At 68.4% G+C, this 15,853-nt stretch carries 14 protein-coding genes; 6 read left to right on the forward strand and 8 right to left on the reverse strand.

All coding sequences use genetic code 11. The annotated features are described in order from the left end of the window. The first annotated feature begins 110 nt into the window (after window positions 1–110). From OG520_RS39220 to OG520_RS39230, 3 genes are all read left to right on the forward strand, one after another. Window positions 111–2,174, forward strand: a complete 2,064-nt coding sequence (locus OG520_RS39220) for a discoidin domain-containing protein (protein WP_406016329.1) — start codon at window positions 111–113, stop codon at window positions 2,172–2,174. Between the two features lie 222 nt (window positions 2,175–2,396). Beyond that, window positions 2,397–4,457: an alpha-galactosidase gene (locus tag OG520_RS39225; protein ID WP_406016330.1), complete on the forward strand. Its 2,061-nt coding sequence runs from the start codon at window positions 2,397–2,399 to the stop codon at window positions 4,455–4,457. Next, entirely contained in the window at window positions 4,454–5,716 is a 1,263-nt protein-coding gene (locus OG520_RS39230; RefSeq protein WP_406016331.1) for an MFS transporter, read from the forward strand. The genes OG520_RS39225 and OG520_RS39230 overlap by 4 nt, the downstream gene beginning before the upstream one ends. Window positions 5,717–5,909: 193 nt before the next feature. Here the strand turns inward: OG520_RS39230 and OG520_RS39235 are convergent, their stop codons facing one another. Continuing rightward, on the reverse strand, window positions 5,910–6,533 hold the full coding sequence (locus OG520_RS39235; protein WP_385332175.1) for a TetR family transcriptional regulator: 624 nt from the start codon (window positions 6,531–6,533) through the stop codon (window positions 5,910–5,912). Between the two features lie 61 nt (window positions 6,534–6,594). Between OG520_RS39235 and OG520_RS39240 the strand changes: the two genes are divergently transcribed. Next, window positions 6,595–7,929: a GH1 family beta-glucosidase gene (locus OG520_RS39240; protein ID WP_406016332.1), complete on the forward strand. Its 1,335-nt coding sequence runs from the start codon at window positions 6,595–6,597 to the stop codon at window positions 7,927–7,929. 28 nt (window positions 7,930–7,957) lie between these two features. Here OG520_RS39240 and OG520_RS39245 read toward each other — a convergent pair whose 3' ends face one another. Further along, window positions 7,958–8,116, reverse strand: a complete 159-nt coding sequence (locus tag OG520_RS39245) for a hypothetical protein (protein WP_406016333.1) — start codon at window positions 8,114–8,116, stop codon at window positions 7,958–7,960. Between the two features lie 151 nt (window positions 8,117–8,267). Between OG520_RS39245 and OG520_RS39250 the strand changes: the two genes are divergently transcribed. Further along, on the forward strand, window positions 8,268–8,504 hold the full coding sequence (locus OG520_RS39250) for a hypothetical protein (RefSeq protein ID WP_406016334.1): 237 nt from the start codon (window positions 8,268–8,270) through the stop codon (window positions 8,502–8,504). A 628-nt stretch (window positions 8,505–9,132) separates the two neighbouring features. Here the strand turns inward: OG520_RS39250 and OG520_RS39255 are convergent. The 5 genes from OG520_RS39255 to OG520_RS39275 all read right to left on the reverse strand — a co-directional run bounded on the left by OG520_RS39255 (window position 9,133) and on the right by OG520_RS39275 (window position 13,366). Beyond that, window positions 9,133–10,461 (reverse strand): aromatic amino acid lyase, encoded by a 1,329-nt coding sequence (locus OG520_RS39255; protein WP_406016335.1) that lies wholly within the window; start codon window positions 10,459–10,461, stop codon window positions 9,133–9,135. Beyond that, entirely contained in the window at window positions 10,374–11,012 is a 639-nt protein-coding gene (locus OG520_RS39260; protein ID WP_406016336.1) for an endonuclease domain-containing protein, read from the reverse strand. The genes OG520_RS39255 and OG520_RS39260 overlap by 88 nt, the downstream gene beginning before the upstream one ends. A 476-nt stretch (window positions 11,013–11,488) precedes the next feature. Next, complete coding sequence (locus tag OG520_RS39265; protein ID WP_406016337.1) at window positions 11,489–12,067, reverse strand: DUF6262 family protein; 579 nt, start codon at window positions 12,065–12,067, stop codon at window positions 11,489–11,491. Between the two features lie 96 nt (window positions 12,068–12,163). Further along, entirely contained in the window at window positions 12,164–12,598 is a 435-nt protein-coding gene (locus OG520_RS39270; protein ID WP_406016338.1) for a hypothetical protein, read from the reverse strand. A gap of 141 nt (window positions 12,599–12,739) precedes the next feature. Beyond that, the gene (locus OG520_RS39275) at window positions 12,740–13,366 is read right to left on the reverse strand and encodes an isochorismatase family protein (RefSeq protein ID WP_406016339.1); all 627 of its coding nucleotides are present in this window, start codon (window positions 13,364–13,366) and stop codon (window positions 12,740–12,742) included. Between the two features lie 320 nt (window positions 13,367–13,686). On the opposite strand from OG520_RS39275, the gene OG520_RS39280 reads away from it, so the two are divergent. Next, window positions 13,687–14,454, forward strand: coding sequence for an SDR family NAD(P)-dependent oxidoreductase (locus tag OG520_RS39280; protein ID WP_399336823.1), 768 nt, complete (start codon window positions 13,687–13,689; stop codon window positions 14,452–14,454). A 114-nt stretch (window positions 14,455–14,568) separates the two neighbouring features. Here OG520_RS39280 and OG520_RS39285 read toward each other — a convergent pair whose 3' ends face one another. Further along, window positions 14,569–15,639 carry an integrase core domain-containing protein gene (locus OG520_RS39285; protein WP_406016340.1) on the reverse strand — a complete coding sequence of 357 codons (1,071 nt, stop codon included), beginning with the start codon at window positions 15,637–15,639 and terminating at the stop codon, window positions 14,569–14,571. Window positions 15,640–15,853 lie beyond the last annotated feature (214 nt).

Here is a 15,853-nt window from a genome sequence, read left to right on the forward strand (position 1 = left end):
GCTCCTCCCCATTTCCCGGCGATGGCCCCGTCAGGGGGTTGGCGTTGCGGGCTCGTGTCCCTAAGTTATGAGCAGAACATGAGTCCCGCTCATATTTAAGGATCTATGCGATGACCATGGTTCAACCTCCGCGCCGCAGACTCAGATCCCTCACGGTGGTGTCATTGCTCCTCGCCGTGATGGCCCTGGCACTCGGCCCGATACCCAGCTCCGCGGCGGAGCCCAACTGGTGGGATCCGACCGCCCGGCCCACCCCCGACGCGCAGATCGACGTCACGGGCGAGCCTTTCAAGGGCACCGACACCCAGGGACGTGTAAGGGGCTTCGTCGACGCCCACGACCACATCATGTCCAACGAGGGCTTCGGCGGTCGGCTGATCTGCGGCAAGCCGTTCTCGGAGCAGGGCGTCGCCGACGCGCTCAAGGACTGCCCCGAGCACTACCCCGACGGCACGGGCGCCGTCTTCGACTTCATCACCAAGGGCGACGGGAAGCACGACCCCAACGGGTGGCCCACGTTCAAGGACTGGCCCGCCCACGACTCGCTGACCCACCAACAGAACTACTACGCCTGGATCGAGCGGGCCTGGCGCGGCGGCCAGCGGGTGCTGGTCAACGACCTGGTCACCAACGGCGTGATCTGCTCGGTCTACTTCTTCAAGGACCGCAGCTGCGACGAGATGACCGCCATCCGTCTTGAGGCGCAGAAGACGTACGACATGCAGGCCTTCATCGACAAGATGTACGGCGGCCCGGGCAAGGGCTGGTTCCGGATCGTCACCGACAGCGCGCAGGCCCGCGAGGTCATCAAGCAGGGCAAGCTGGCCGTCGTCCTGGGGGTCGAGACCTCCGAGCCGTTCGGCTGCAAGCAGATCCTGGACGTCGCGCAGTGCAGCAAGGAGGACATCGACCGCGGCCTGGACGAGCTGCACCAACTGGGCGTGCGCAGCATGTTCCTGTGTCACAAGTTCGACAACGCCCTGTGCGGGGTGCGCTACGACTCCGGCGCCCTCGGTACGGCCATCAACGTGGGCCAGTTCCTGTCGACCGGCACCTTCTGGAAGACGGAGACCTGCCGCGGCCCGCAGCACGACAACCCCATCGGCAACGCGAAGGCACCCGGGGCGGAGAAGCAGCTGCCGGCGGGGGTGGCCGTCCCCTCGTACGCCTCGGACGCGCAGTGCAACACCCGCGGGCTGACCGGCCTGGGTGCGTACGCGGTGCGCGGCATGATGGAACGTCACATGATGCTGGAGCTCGACCACATGAGTGTCAAGGCCGCGGATCAGGCCTTCGACATCCTGGAGTCCGAGTCGTACCCGGGCGCCATCTCCTCGCACAGCTGGATGGACCTGGGCTGGACCGAGCGGCTCTACAAGCTCGGCGGGTTCGCCGCCCAGTACATGAGCGGCTCCGAGGCGTTCAGCGCGGAGGCCGAGCGCACGGACGCGCTGCGCGAGAAGTACAAGGTCGGCTACGGCTACGGCACCGACATGAACGGTGTCGGCGGCTGGCCCGCCCCGCGGGGCGGGGACACCCCGAACCCGGTCAAGTACCCCTTCCGCAGCACGGACGGCGGCTCGGTGATCGACAAGCAGACCGCCGGCGAACGCACATGGGACTTCAACACCGATGGTGCCGCGCACTACGGCATGGTCCCGGACTGGATCGAGGACATCCGGATCGTCGGCGGCCAGGGGGTCGTGGACGACCTCCTCTCGGGCGCCGAGTCCTACCTCCGCACCTGGGGCAACACCGAGCAGCACACGTCCGGGGCGAATCTGGCCTCGGGCGCCACCGCCTCGGCGTCCTCGTCGGAATGGTGGAACCCGTTCGTCAGCTTCGCGCCCGGCAAGGCCGTGGACGGCGACAACGGCACCCGCTGGGCCAGCGAGTGGAACAACGACCAGTGGCTGCGGATCGACCTCGGATCCTCGAAGCCGGTCGAGCGTGTCACCCTCGACTGGGAGGCGGCGTACGCGAAGTCGTACCGCGTCGAGCTGTCGGATGACGGCACGGCCTGGAAGACGGTCTGGTCCACGACCGCCGGTGACGGTGGCCTGGACACGGCGCGTTTCGCCGGAACTCCGGCGCGCTACATACGGATCAAGGGGCTGGAGCGCGGCACCCAGTGGGGCTACTCACTTCGCGAGGTCGGCGTCTACGCCAACTGACGCACCCGTGAGGCGGTGTCCAGGGCCGGGGCCGGCCGAATCAGCTCTCCTGATCCGGCCGGCCCCGGCTGACTTTCCGGCGCGTTCGCCGACCGAGCCGCGCAGAGCGCAGGGAACCACACGCCGCGAAATTCGATAGCCCCCGTCAGGGGCTTGGCGTTGCGGGCTCGCATGCCTAACGTATGAGCAGAACATGAGCCCTACTCACGTTTGAGGATTTTCGTGATCACTCACCACTCCGAAGCCCGCCTCTGGCTCCTGAGCACCCCTGGCACCTCGTACGCCTTCCGGCTGGACGCCGACGACGTCCCCCGGCACGTGCACTGGGGCCGGCCGCTGACCCCGGAGCAGGCCGTCGCGATCGCGGCCGACCTGCCCGACGAGGACCCCGGCAGCGACGACCCCGGGGGTGAGGAGTACGTGGTCGAGGGCGGCCTGCGGTTCGGGGCGCCGTCGCTGACCGTCCGATTCGACGACGGTGTCCGCGGCTTCGAGTGGCGGTTCCTCTCGCACACGGTCGAGAACGACCTGCTCACGCTCTCCTTCACCGACCGTGTCCGCTCCCTCGGTCTCGACCTGCATTACCGGCTCCGGGACGGCCATGACCAAATCGAGCGCTGGGCCGTCCTCACCGCGGACGAGCCGGTGGACGTCCTGCGGTTCGACTCCGCCGCCTGGACGCTGCCCGCCCGCGACGACTACCGGGTCAGTCATGTGGTGGGGGAATGGGGCCGGGAATTCCAACTCCAGCGCGACCGGGTGCCCGTCGGGGAGACCATGTTCACCAGCCGCCTCGGCATCACGGGACAGCACGCCGGGCCGTGGCTGATGCTCGACGCGCAGGACGCCGCCGAGGAGCACGGCGAAGTCTGGAGCGCGGCCCTGGCCTGGAGCGGAAGCCGCCGGATCACCCTGCGCCGCGACGCCTACGGCCGCGCCTCCTGGACGGGCGGGTTCGGCCACGAGGGCCTGGTCTGGAAGCTTGCCGCCGGCGAGCGTCTGGAGACCCCCGTCTTCACCGGGCTGTATGCCCCCGACGGCTTCGGCGGCACCAGCCGCCGCTGGCACGCCTACGTCGAACGTCAGGTGCTGCCCGCCCGCCCTGCCGAACGCCCTTTGGTCTTCAACTCCTGGGAGGCGACCGAGTTCGACATCAGCGAGAAGCAGCAGACCGAGCTGGCCGACCTGGCCGCGGGTCTCGGCGTCGAGGTCTACGTCGTGGACGACGCCTGGTTCGGCGCCCGCACCAGCGACATGGCCGGGCTCGGCGACTGGTGGCCCAACCCCGACCGCTTTCCGAACGGCCTGGGCCCACTCGCCGACCACGTTCGCGCGCTGGGCATGGGCTTCGGCCTGTGGGTCGAGCCCGAGGCAGTCAACCCCGACAGCAACCTCTTCCGTGCGCACCCCGACTGGATCCTCTGCCAGGAAGGCCGTACCCGCACCCAGCGCCGCCACCAGCACGTCCTGAACTTCGCCCGCCGCGACGTCCGGGAATGGGCGGTCGACTGGCTGGTCAGGACCGTCACCGAGCTGGACGTGGTCTTCCTCAAATGGGACATGAACCGGCCCTTCAGCGAGGCAGGGCAGCCTGGGGCCGCCGACCCCGACCGGGTCTGGATCGAGCACACGCGCGGGGTCTACGAGGTGATGGACCGGCTGCGCGCCGCCCGTCCCGGCCTGTACCTGGAATCGTGCGCGGGCGGCGGCGGCCGGGCCGACCTGGGCGTGCTGGCCCGCGCCGACCAGATCTGGACATCGGACAACACCGACGCCGCCGACCGGGTCGCGATCCAGCACGGCCACAGCCAGCTACTGCCCGCCCGGACCATGGGCGCCTGGGTCACCGACAGCCCGCACAGCTTCACCGCCCGCCCGACCTCAGTCCGGTACCGCTTCCATGTCTCGATGGCTGGGGCGATGGGCATCGGCGGCAACCTGCGGAACTGGAGCGAGGAGGATCTGGGTTGGGCCCGGATGCTGGTCGAACAGTACAAGCGGATCCGGCCCGTGGTGCACGGTGGCGTCCTGTACCGCCTGGAGCACGACGCCGTGCAGTACCTCACGGAGGACGAGGTCGTCGTCTTCCAGTTCCAGCCGTCCGCGCTGACCCGCTCGGTCGCCCGCACCCGGCTGAAGGGCCTCGACCCCGAAGCCCGCTACCGGGATGAGACCACCGGCGCCGTCCACGAGGGCGCTGTCCTGCTCAGCCACGGTCTCCCGCCGCTGCTGTCCTTCGACTGGACGAGCGAGCTTGTCCACCTCAAGAGAGTGCCCCGATGAGCCTCGCCCCGGAGCGACCCGAGGCCCTCGCCGAGCCGACCCGCAAGGTCGGCCCTGGCTGGGTCGCCCTGTACGTCCTGGCCAACGTCGGGATGTTCATTCCCATGCAGGCGCCGACCACGTTCCTGATGCCCGAGCAGATCGCCCAGATCGACCCGGCGGGGAAGGTCGGCAGCTACGCCTGGGTCAGCATGATGGGCGCGATCTCGGGAATCGTCCTCGCGCCGCTGACCGGCGCACTCAGCGACCGCACCACCAGCAGGTTCGGCCGCCGCCGACCGTGGATGATCGGGGGCTCGCTGGTCTGCATGGCGACACTGGTCTGCATCGGCATCCAGACGACCGTCGCCGGGGTCGCGCTCGGCTCCCTCGTGCTGTCCGCCGGCTTCATGATCATCGGTGCCGGACTCTCCCCAGTGGTGCCCGACCAGGTCCCGGTCGCCCAGCGCGGAGCAGTGCTGGGCTGGGCCATGGTCCCGCAGGCCGGCAGCATGATCGCGGGTGGGCTACTGCTCGGGCTGGTCACGGGCTTCTCCGCGCAGTACATCCTGATGGCCGCTTTCCCGCTGCTGATATTGCTGTTCGCGACCACCATGAAGGATCCACCGCTTCCCAGCCGGCACCGCGAGCCGTTCTCGCTGCATACCTTCCTGGACGGCTACCGAATCAGCCCGCGCAAGCACCCCGACTTCGCCTGGGCGATGAGCTCCCGGTTCATCATGGGGCTGGGCTACGGGATGGGCACGCTCTACTTGCCGTACTTCCTGGACGACGTACTGCACTACGAGCAGTTGTTCCCTGGCCAGTCGACCGAGGACGGCCTGCTCATCGTGATCGGCGTCAACTGCCTGGCCACGATCTCGACGGTCGTCCTCAGCGGCTGGCTCTCCGACAAGCTGGGCAAGCGGCGCATGCTGGTCTTCCTCGGCGGCGTCACGATGGCCGTCGCCGCGGTCCCACTCGCGCTGTCGCCCACGTGGGCCATGACGCTGGTCGCAGCCGTCATCCTGGGCCTGGGCTACGGCGTGTACCTGGCCGTCGACACCGCCCTGGTCACCGAGGTGCTCCCCGCCTCTGCGGACCGCGGCAAGGACATGGCCCTGGCCAACCTGATGACCTCCCTGCCCTACGTTCTCGTTCCTCCGATCGCCTCAGTCGTGCTCGGCGGTCCGGGGGGCTATCGCTCACTGTTCCTCTGCTCCGCGGCCATGTCCGCGCTGGGCGCGGTATTGGTCTGGAAGGTCAAGGCCGTCCGATAGGGCCTGTCGTCAAACTGCCGTCGTCGCCCGGAACAGACGGCAGTTTGACGACAGGGCCTAGCACTCAGGAGGACGGCGGCGTCCTCCGGCAGATCCAGGGCATCACCCGACGTGGCCCGCAACAGCGCCCGGGCGGCTCCAGCCATTCGCACCTCCGGCCGCGAAGCACGCCTTGACCACTACTACTTGCCAGTCACCGGCGTCGATCGTTCAGATAGTTGTTGAGGACTCGCTTGCACTCAGCGATCAACTGGGCGTCGCCCTGCGGATCGATACGGAAGGCGAGTTTCAGCACGCTGTCCGCGCACTCCAGGGCCACCCGCACCGCGATCTCAAATTCGGCGTTGTCCTGGGCCCCGATCAAGGAGGCGGTCAGTGAGCGCAGCCTTCCGGCGACCGCAGTGTTGTTGTCCAGAGTCGGCTCCAGGATGTGGTCCTGTCCCGCCGCGCCGAAGTCGACCACACCGAAACCGGTGATCGTCCGGCGCATGGTGACGAACTCGTCGACGGTCACATCCACGATGCCCGAGATGCCTTCGGGCTCCTCTCGCTCCAGCCGGTCCGCGACCCGCCCCAAGAAGGACTCCAGATTGCGGGCGGCGAGCGCACCGATCAGCCCCTCCTTGTCGGAGAAGAACTGGTAAAGGGTACCGATGGGCACCTCGGCCCTGCGGGCCACCTCCTTGGTGGTCAGTCCTGCATAGCCGACCTCGTCCAGGAGTTCGGCGCAAGCGTCCAGCAGCCGTTCGAAGCGCTCGGCGCTGCGCTTCTGGACTGGCAGTCGGCGCAGCGTCCCTGCGATGCGATCTTGATTCACGCTTCCATCATCCCATCGAACAGGTTAACGTGAGCCCTGCTCATGTTTCAGGAGGTTAGACGTGACACTGGACCATCTCCCTGCGGACTTCATCTGGGGCGCCTCGACGGCGTCGTATCAGATCGAGGGCGCCACCAAGGAGGACGGCCGCGGACCCTCGGTATGGGACACCTTCACCGCCCGGCCCGGCACAGTCCGCGACGGGCACACCGGCGACGTGGCCTGCGACCACTACCACCGGTACGAGGAGGACATCGCGCTGATGGCCGAGGCGGGTCTCACCGGCTACCGCTTCTCCATCGCCTGGCCCCGGATCCAGCCGACCGGCACAGGTGAGGTCAATCTTCGGGGGCTGGATTTCTATGACCGGCTGGTCGACGGCCTACTCGCACACAGCATCGAACCTGTCCCGACCCTGTTCCACTGGGACCTCCCGCAGGGCCTCGAAGACAGCGGCGGCTGGCTGAACCGCGACACCGCGCACCGCTTCGCCGAGTACGCCGCCATCATGGCCGACAGGCTGGGCGACCGCGTCCAGAAGTGGATCACACTCAACGAGCCGTTCATCCACATGGTCTGGGGCTATGGTCTCGGCACTCATGCGCCGGGCCGCACCCTGTTCCTGGACTGCCTGCCGGTCGCCCACCATCAGCTGCTCGGCCATGGCCTGGCGCTGAGGGAGCTGCGGGCACACGGCCTCCAGGTGATGATCGCCAACAACTGCACCCCGGTCTGGCCCGCTTCGGACGCCCCCGCCGACCGCGCCGCCGCGCGAGCCTATGACAACCTGCACAACCGCCTGTTCAACGACCCGATCCTCACGGGCACCTACCCGGACCTGTCGGACTTCGGCGCGGACGCAACCCTTGGCGGCTCCGTCCGGGACGGCGATCTCGAACTGATCTCGGCCCCCTTGAGCGCGCTCGGCATCAACTACTACAACCCGACCCGGATCCAGGCGCCGACGTCCGAGGGGCTGCCGTTCGAAGAGGTCCCCATCGAGGGCTACCGCCGCACCGCCTTCGACTGGCCCGTCGTCCCCGACGGCCTACGGGAACTGCTCGTCGACCTCAAGGAGCGTTACCCGGCACTCCCGCCGGTTTACATCACGGAGAACGGCTGCTCGGTCGAGGACGTCGTCAACGCGGACGGCATCGTCCTCGACCTCGACCGCATCGACTACTTGGACACCCACCTCCAGGCCGTCGACGCCTCCGTGGCCCAGGGAGTGGACGTGCGCGGCTACTTCACCTGGACCCTGATGGACAACTTCGAATGGGCCGAGGGCTTCCACCAGCGCTTCGGTCTCGTCCACGTCGACCACGACACCCAGGTCCGCACCCCGAAGGCGTCCTTCGCCTGGTACCGCGACCTCATCCGCGCTCAGCGCGGATGAATCGGCAGGAACATCACATCCCTCCGCCTCAAGGCGACGTCAGGTGGGAGTTGTCAGCCGGGACGTCGAAGACTCCGTCGGGTTGGTTGGCCAGCGAGTGACGGGTGCGGGCCGAGCCGGTGGTGTGCCGCCCCGCCTCCATTCGCTCGAACAGGCAGTAGAAGGTCGCCCGCACGGGCATCACCACCGACGGACCCTCCAGTTTCCTGGCCTCCTGGCCGACGCGCGTGAAGTCGGGCTGTCCCTGTCCTGGCCCATCAGCGTCCGCAGGATCTCCAACACCCACGTATCCACCGGGCCCTGGACGGGGCGTCACGGGCCTTGAGCCGTCCGCGCTGGTGAACCGCTGCCAGTTCATCGCGGATCACCAGCGCCGTTTCGGCGTCACGCGGTTGTGCTCGTTGCTGGGGCTCTCCCGCTCGAACTTCTACCACTGGCGCCGCACCGCGGCCGCGCGGACGGCCCGGCAGGCCGCCGATTCCGAGCTCGCGGCCCGGATACGCAGGAAGGAGACCGCCGGCAAGCTCACCGAGCAACGCCGCGCGGACCTCGACCGACTCGGCATTCGCTGGTAACCGATGAGAGGGAGGAGCAGCGTGAGTATCGATCTGCACGACGCGTGCGGAAAAGAGCTGGCCCGGGTCAGCAAGCATCGGAGTGATGCGGTGACCGCGGACTTCAAGGTGTCGGTCCCCCATGTCCCGAAGTGCCGGGCGACGGGGACGTCCCTGGCGCTTGATGCGAAGGAGGTCCTGGCGGCGGCGCTGCGGTGCACGTGGGCCTGTGCCACCCGGGCGGCTTCCTTGTTCCCGGTGCCGCTCCGACCAGTCTGGGTGGCCGGTACAGCGAGAGGGGTTCAGGTATCTGATGTCGGCGGGGCTGTCCATGGCAACGGTCCTGTGTCAGGGGTCTTCCGTGTTGCTCCCCTTGCCGGGGAGACGACGTCGTCGCTGATTGAACGCATCGCGGTCCGCCACGGGATGCAGCCGAAGGCCCTGTGGTCGCTTTGGCGGCGGCGTGGTTCGCGGCCCCGGCAGGAGGGCGGGGGGTGCGGGCGGATGGCGAGGTTGTGCTGAACGCGGCGGGGCGGGAGGTTCTGGCCCGGTTGTGCGGGGCCGGGCAGGTGGTGCTGGGGTGGGCCTTGCCCCCGCCCAGTTCTGCGTGACCATCGGTAGTTGACTGCTTCAATGATGAGTAGCGACGTCAGATGACCGCGAGCCGCGGAAGGAGATTCACCGCGCTGTAGACGTCCTCAGTGAGCGAGCGATCTTCGAGATCTGCGGGCAGCTGTTCTGCGGCCAGCTCGTACGCTGCCCGTGCGGGAATGTCGGGCAGTTCGGCGGCGCGCATACGCAGCGCGCGTACGGCAACCACGAGTATGCAGGCGAGCACCTGCCGGAATGCCTCCACCGTGGTCTCGGTCAGCCGGGCTGCGTGTGATGCGAAGCCCGCGTGGTCCTCCAGCCCACGGGAGACGACGGCGCTGGCGAGGCCCGACGGCGGGCCGAAGCGGCGCCACCACTCCACCCAGTACACGGTCCGGGCCACGATCCCCATCAGGGAACGCTCCGGCATCCTCGCCTTGATCTCCTGCTCCAGCCGCTTCGCCGAGGGCCGCTGGCCGTCAGCCCTGAACGCCTTCAGCGACGGGATGCCCGTCTCCGGATCGATCACCAGGCCGTCGTTCTCCGGGTACCCGGCATCCGCCGCGGCGGCGGCGCTCCGCAGCTTGTCCTCCAGCTGCAGGCGGAAGAACTTGGCGTCGAACTCGGCACTCTCGCCCGGCTCGGCGAGGCCGACCTCCACCAGGTAGGACCCCAGCGTCTCCTGGACGACCTCCCAGACCAGCAGCTGCTCGGACCAGTCGGCGTACTCCTCCGAGCCGACCACCGCGATGTCGCCGGTGCGCAGTTCCTCGGCGAGCGCGGTGAAGACCATCGCCTCGAAGTGCTTACGCACGAACAGCCCGGCCCGGGTCTTGTCGACCACCGCCTTGCGCCAGTTCTGGGTGGCGAAGGAGATGTCGACCTCCTCGCCCTCCTCGTTGAAGGTGGTGATGTACTCGCCGTGGGCCGCATGGTACCGCTGGGCGTGCGCAAGGGCATCCAGTATCCGGCTGTCCTCGCTGGTCGCGGTGAACTTCAGCTTGTCGTTGCCGGCCAGGTCGAACATCACCGCCCGGTCCCGGCCGATCTGCCCGTACAGCAGCACTTCCCAGAAGTTGCCGTGGTGAGCGGAGACCTTCTCGATCTGCTCGTACTGCTTCGCGAAGCCACCGAAGCCCTCCACCGCGCGGGTGACCGTGCCGAACCCGCCGGCCTGCACCACCTGGGCCTTCACCAGGGAGAGGACCGCCGGGGAGACCCTGCCCTCCAGCCGCGTCGCGACCTCGTCCACCGACGCCTCCTCGTCCAGGCCCTCCAGGGCCTGGCGGGCTTCGGCGGTCATGGCCGCGGCCTTCGTGAGCGCCTCCTGGGCCGGGCCGCCCTCGTCGATGTGCTTGAGCACCGTGCACCGTGCGGTAGTTCCCAATCAGGGACTCGACGATCTCCCGCTCGGCGAGCCGGATCTCCTCCAGCTCCGCCTTGGCCTTCTTGATCTTCGTCGCCACACGCTTGCAGAACATCGTCGCCAGGTCGTCCCGCACCCGCATCCGCGCCTTGTGCGTCAGGGCCGCGACCAGCGCGATGCGCTTGACGGGGACGAAGTCCCGTAGCTCCGAGGCATCCGCCGCGTCCGCCTCCCCGGCGAAGAGGGTCCGCACTCACGTAGCCGGCACGCGAGCATTCCAGGTGGTGAACGGCAGCGAGGTGGTTACGGATGACGTCCTCGTAGTGGCGTCGGGGAAGCGTGTGCTGTGCCCGGCAGACCGTGCACTCCAGCAGGTGCTCGACACTTCCCGGCCGGTTCACGAAGACCATGCCGTTTCCCTCGAAGGTGTTGCAGCTTGCGCATACCGGCCCCCGGACAAGACCGTGATCGTGGCAATGGTCCCAGTAGTAGGCCCGTTGAGGCGTGGTGCACAGCCAGCACAGATAGTCGTCGGCCCCGCCGGGTACGGCGGACGGACTCGTACGCAGCACCCCGCAGGTGTCCGGCGTACGGGCGGAACTCCGCGGCGGTGCACTCGGAGCACAGGGTCACCCAGCCGCCGGACCCGGAGCTGCGACGCTCCCAGCGCTCGCCTGACTTCCCGCAGCCCGCACAGATGCCCGCCTTCTCGTTCTTCTCCCGGACGGCTTCTTCCCATTGATCGAGCAGGACGGCGTAAGCGCGTGGCACGAGCCACTTCTTCCCGTCCCAAATGAGCGCGGCGAAGGGAAGGGTGCCCGCGATGACGAGTCGGCCGCACGTCTCCCGGAAGGCGTCCCCCGTCAGGCCGCACGGCAGCCCGTTCTCCAGCAGTCCGCTGCTGCGCCGGCAGGTGTCCGGCGGCCCGCAGGGGCAGCCGTCCCGGTCCCTGGCACTGAGAGCATTGCTGGGCATCGTGCCGCCGGCGATCGCACGCCAGTCGGGCCACTCCTCCTGGCCGGTGAACAGCCGGGCATCCACCAGATCGTCAGGATTCCACTTCACCTGGACAAGAGCCCGGGCGGCCTGCCGCACTTCCCGCTCGTCGAACCGCCACTTCGCGGCGGAGGTCGAGGTTCTCGCCGTGGGCCTGTTCGAGCGCGTCCCGCAGTGCCTGTACTTCTTCTCGGTGCCGCTTCTTGAGGCGGGTGATCTGGCCGGTCAGCGCGAGGACGAGGGTGCTTTGCTCGTCGGCCGGAGAGGCCGGTGCGGGGGCAAGACGGGCTTGGGCCCGGAGTCGTTCGATGCGTCCTCGCAGGTCGGGGTGGCTATAGAGGAAGGCGTGGGAAACACCGGCCTCGCGCTGGACGGCCTGGAAGGTGATCGGCTCACTGCGTTTGACCAGGTTGCGGTAGATCACCACAGCTCCGGGACCCTCTTCGGCCGGCACTCGGAACGCCGGCCAGCGTTCGGGATCGAAGAGGACCTCGGACATGGCATCGGCATCGGCGCCGTCATCGCCGAACCACTCCGGAGCCGGCCGCTCGGCACATGCCCCGTCACTGCACATCGCCAAAAGGTAGTTCGACCAGAAGCCCCGGCGGGCCAGCAGCGACTCGCCCGCCACCAGCGGGCCGTCGTCGTATCCCTTGATCAGCACCCTCGGATCCTGTCACCAGGCACTGACATGGTCCGATCCGGGATCGGTACGGGCGCCACCCTGTTACGGGACAAGTCTCGGGCAGCCACCGGACGCCCACCCAAGCTGGACGACACCCAGGTCGAGACGGTCCGGGCTGCGTTGGAGCAAGGTGCCCAGGCTCATGGTTTCGAGGCCGACCTGTGGACCCTGGAACGAGTCGGCGCGGTCGTCACCCGGGCAATGGGGGTGGTGTTGTCGAGGGCGTCGGGCGAGAATCGCTCCGGCTTCCTCGCGGCGCTTCTTGACCAGGGTGCTGATCTCGGTCAGGTCGTCCTCAGCCAGGCCGCACAGTTCGGTGACGGCCGTGCTGGTCGCCTCGCGGTCCTGGGCGGCCAGGGCGGTGAGTTCGGCGACCTGGCCGCGGGCGCCGGAGACGAGGCGTTCGGCGTGGCCGCGGGCGTCGGCCAGGAGCCGGTCGGCCTCTCCGCGCGCTGGGGGCGGCTTCCTTGTCGGCACCGGCGGTGGTCTGCAAGGCGCGTGTCTGCGCGTCGGACAGCATCGCGGTGATCCGGTCGTGGGTGGTGGTGACGGTGCGGGCGGCCGCGTCCTCGATGCGCCGTGGGCACGGCCGCCGACGACCGGTCGGCCGGTGGGCCTCTATGCCTGGTAGGCCGCGGAGATCTGGCCGACCAGGACGGCGAACGGCATGTCGAGGGCAGCGTAGAGGTCACCGGCCTCGGGGCGCGCGTTGTCGGCCAGGGCCTCGACCATGAAGGTGGCGTAGTCGCCGACGACGACGCCCGCCTGCTGCATGCGCAGCAGTCCGGCCTCCCGCTTGGCCTGGCTGAAGGTGCCGGAAGCGTCCACGGCGATGTACGCGTCGTACCCGGCGGCCGTCGCGGAGATCGCGGGCAGTGCCGCGCACACCTCCAGGGACACCCCGGCCAAGATCAGCTTCTGTCGCCCGGTGGCCTCGATGGCCTCGCGAACCCGGTCGTCGTGCCAGGCGTTGACCGTACTCCGGTCGATGATCTTCTGTCCGTCGGGCAGCGCCTGGACCAGCTCGGGGATGGTCGGCCCCCACATGCTGTCGGCCGCGGTGGTCGTGGCGACCAGCGGGATGCCCAGCACGGTCGCCGCCCGTGCCAGCGCCACCACGTTGTGCTTCAGCTCGCCGACCGGGATGTCCCGCACGCCGGACAGAAGGCCCACCTGGTGGTCGACCAGCACCACGGCGGCGTTCTCTCGAGTGATCGACTCAAGGAACTTGCTGCGCTCGATCATCTTCCGCTCCTTTGGGAATGAACCACAGCGCCATTGGTCGTCAGACTTGATAGTCAATTTTGATGACAACTTGAAGCTAAAACTCGGAGGATTGCCCCGCGAGCGGGTTCTGGTTGCCGTCCGTGGGCCATACGGGTCATGGATTGCCGCCGTTCGATGGATGCGGCGGTCGGGTCCGATGCGGCTTCCTGCCGGCTGGGACACCTTCTTTGCGGGCGTACTGGGGGATACGCCCCGGCCTGAAGAGGAACCCGGTGTCGTGCGGGTTCCGAACCGCTTGCCCGTCGTTCACCCGGGTGGTTGCAGGAAGGATCCTTGACGTGTCTGATCCCGTTGTCCTCATCACGGGCGCGCTTACCGGTATCGGCCGCGCCACCGCCTTCGCTTACGCCCGTCAAGGTGCGAACCTTGTGGTCTCCGGCCGCCAGGAGGACGTGGGTGAGCAGTTTGCCGGGGAGCTCTCCGACCTCGGCGCCCCGGCCGAGTTCGTGCGTGCCGACGTCCGCTTCGACGCCGATGTGAAGGACCTCGTCGACCGTGCGGTGGCACGGTTCGGGCAGATCGATGTTGCCTTCAACAACGCCGGCACCGAGGGAACACCCGGCCCTGTCACCGAGGTGACCGACGAGGCTTACCAGGCCACCTTCGATACCAACGTCAAGGGAACGCTGCTGTGCCTGAAGCACGAGTTCCGGGTCATGAGGGAACAGGGCGGCGGCAGCATCGTCAACGTCAGCTCCAACTTCGGCCTGATGGGTTATCCCGGGGCGACCTTGTACGTCGGGAGCAAGCACGCCGTCGTCGGTATCACCAAGGCGGCCGCGCTCGAAGGCGCCGCTCACGGCATCCGGGTGAACGCGGTCGCGCCCGGCTACACCCGGACCGCTATGTACGAGCGGTTCACCGGCGACGACACGGCTCGTGCCGCGGTCGATTCGGTGCTGCCCATGCACCGGGCGGGTACCCCGGAGGAGATCGCCGAGGTCGTCCAGTTCCTGGGTTCGGACAAGGCGAGCTACGTCACCGGGCACATTCTCCTGGCAGACGGTGGCCTCATGGCGGGTGGGCCCCTGTTCCCGAGCTCTTGAACCGCGAGGCCAGCGGTGGCAAGCGGTCGGTCTGGCCGGGCCGCAGGTCCATCTGGCTGACGCGCACGGCAGCGACGAGTGAACCTGTGGGGCTCGAAAAGTCGTCGTTGCAGGTCACGCGGCGTATCGATACTCGTTGATGAGGCCGCCGAGGGCCCTGGTGCGGAACAGGCTTCGGTCGTCGAGGTCGTGCACGATTGCGGGCTGCTCGGTCGCGCTGGGCGGTAGCTGTTGCCGGGATCGGTGCGGCCGGTGTCCGTTGTAGTGGTCCTGGTAGTCGGTCAGGACCTTCCTGGCGTGGCTCTCGCCCAGGATCAGGACGTGGTCAAGGGCTTCGCGGCGGATGGTGCCGATCACGCGTTCGCAATGCGCGTTCATGCGCGGTGCCCGGGGCGCGCTGAGTAGCACCTCCGTGTCCTGGGCGGTGAAGACGGCATCGAAGGCGTCGGTGTACTTGCTGTCGCGGTCGCGTAGCAGGAACCGTGGCACGGCGCCCCGCTCGCCGAGGTCGGCAGCGATGTTCCGGGCCTGTTGTACCGCCCACTGCGCGGTGGGGTGCGCGGTCACCCCGGTGATGTGCAGTCTCCGGGTGCCGTGCTCGATGAACGCCATCGCGTACAGGCGTTTGCCCCGGGCCGTGTCGATAGGGAAGAAGTCCGCGGCAAGGATCCCCTGAGCCTGCGCCGTGAGGAAGTCGCGCCAGGTGAGGCCGGAGCGGCGCAGGGCCGGGTCGATGCCTGCTGCGTGCAGGATCTCCCAGACCGTGGAGGCCGCGATGGGGTGCCCGAGTCGGGCCGGTTCGCCCTGGATGCGGCGGTGACCCCAGCGGGGACTTTCATCGGCCAGGCGCAGCACGAGACTCTTGAGCGCGGCCGCCGTCGGCGGCCGTCCGGTGCGAGAGCCGCGGTAGTCCCACTTCCTGGCGATCAGTTTGCGGTGCCAGGCCAGCAAAGTGCCGGGGGTGACGGAGAAGGCGGCGGCCCAGCGGCCACGCGGTATCAGCGAGCTGAGGACGGCGAGCCAGAATCGATCGGCCGGCTCATAGCGCACCCTGCCCCTCACATGCCTGCGCAGGATGGCATTCTCGTGCCGCAGTTCGGCATCCTTGGCAGTGTCTCGGCACAGTAGGACCGCGGGGACGGACAACAGCGCGCAGGCGGTGCGGTAGAGCAGGGACACGATCATCAGAGCAGCATTACAAGTCCCCACCAACAACCCTGGAGGCGGGTGCTGACCAGCAGCAATGACTTTACGAGCCCCACAGGCTCACCTGCGGGCGGCCCGCCGCCGGGGCATCCGCCCCTTCCCGCCGCCGGGTCATCCGCCCCTTCGCCGAATGGTCCGTGCTCCGTGAGGCACGTCGGGAGGCCTCGCAAGGCCGATACAGCGCCAACTCGGC

This window comes from Streptomyces sp. NBC_00984 (assembly GCF_045162475.1).
Taxonomy (GTDB): domain Bacteria; phylum Actinomycetota; class Actinomycetes; order Streptomycetales; family Streptomycetaceae; genus Streptomyces.

Bases quoted from the DNA above. Each gene is read 5' to 3' on its own strand.
- OG520_RS39285 (WP_406016340.1), bottom strand. From the start codon at position 15,639: ATGATCGTGTCCCTGCTCTACCGCACCGCCTGCGCGCTGTTGTCCGTC.
- OG520_RS39275 (WP_406016339.1), bottom strand. From the start codon at position 13,366: ATGATCGAGCGCAGCAAGTTCCTTGAGTCGATCACTCGAGAGAACGCC.
- OG520_RS39220 (WP_406016329.1), top strand. From the start codon at position 111: ATGACCATGGTTCAACCTCCGCGCCGCAGACTCAGATCCCTCACGGTG.
- OG520_RS39230 (WP_406016331.1), top strand. From the start codon at position 4,454: ATGAGCCTCGCCCCGGAGCGACCCGAGGCCCTCGCCGAGCCGACCCGC.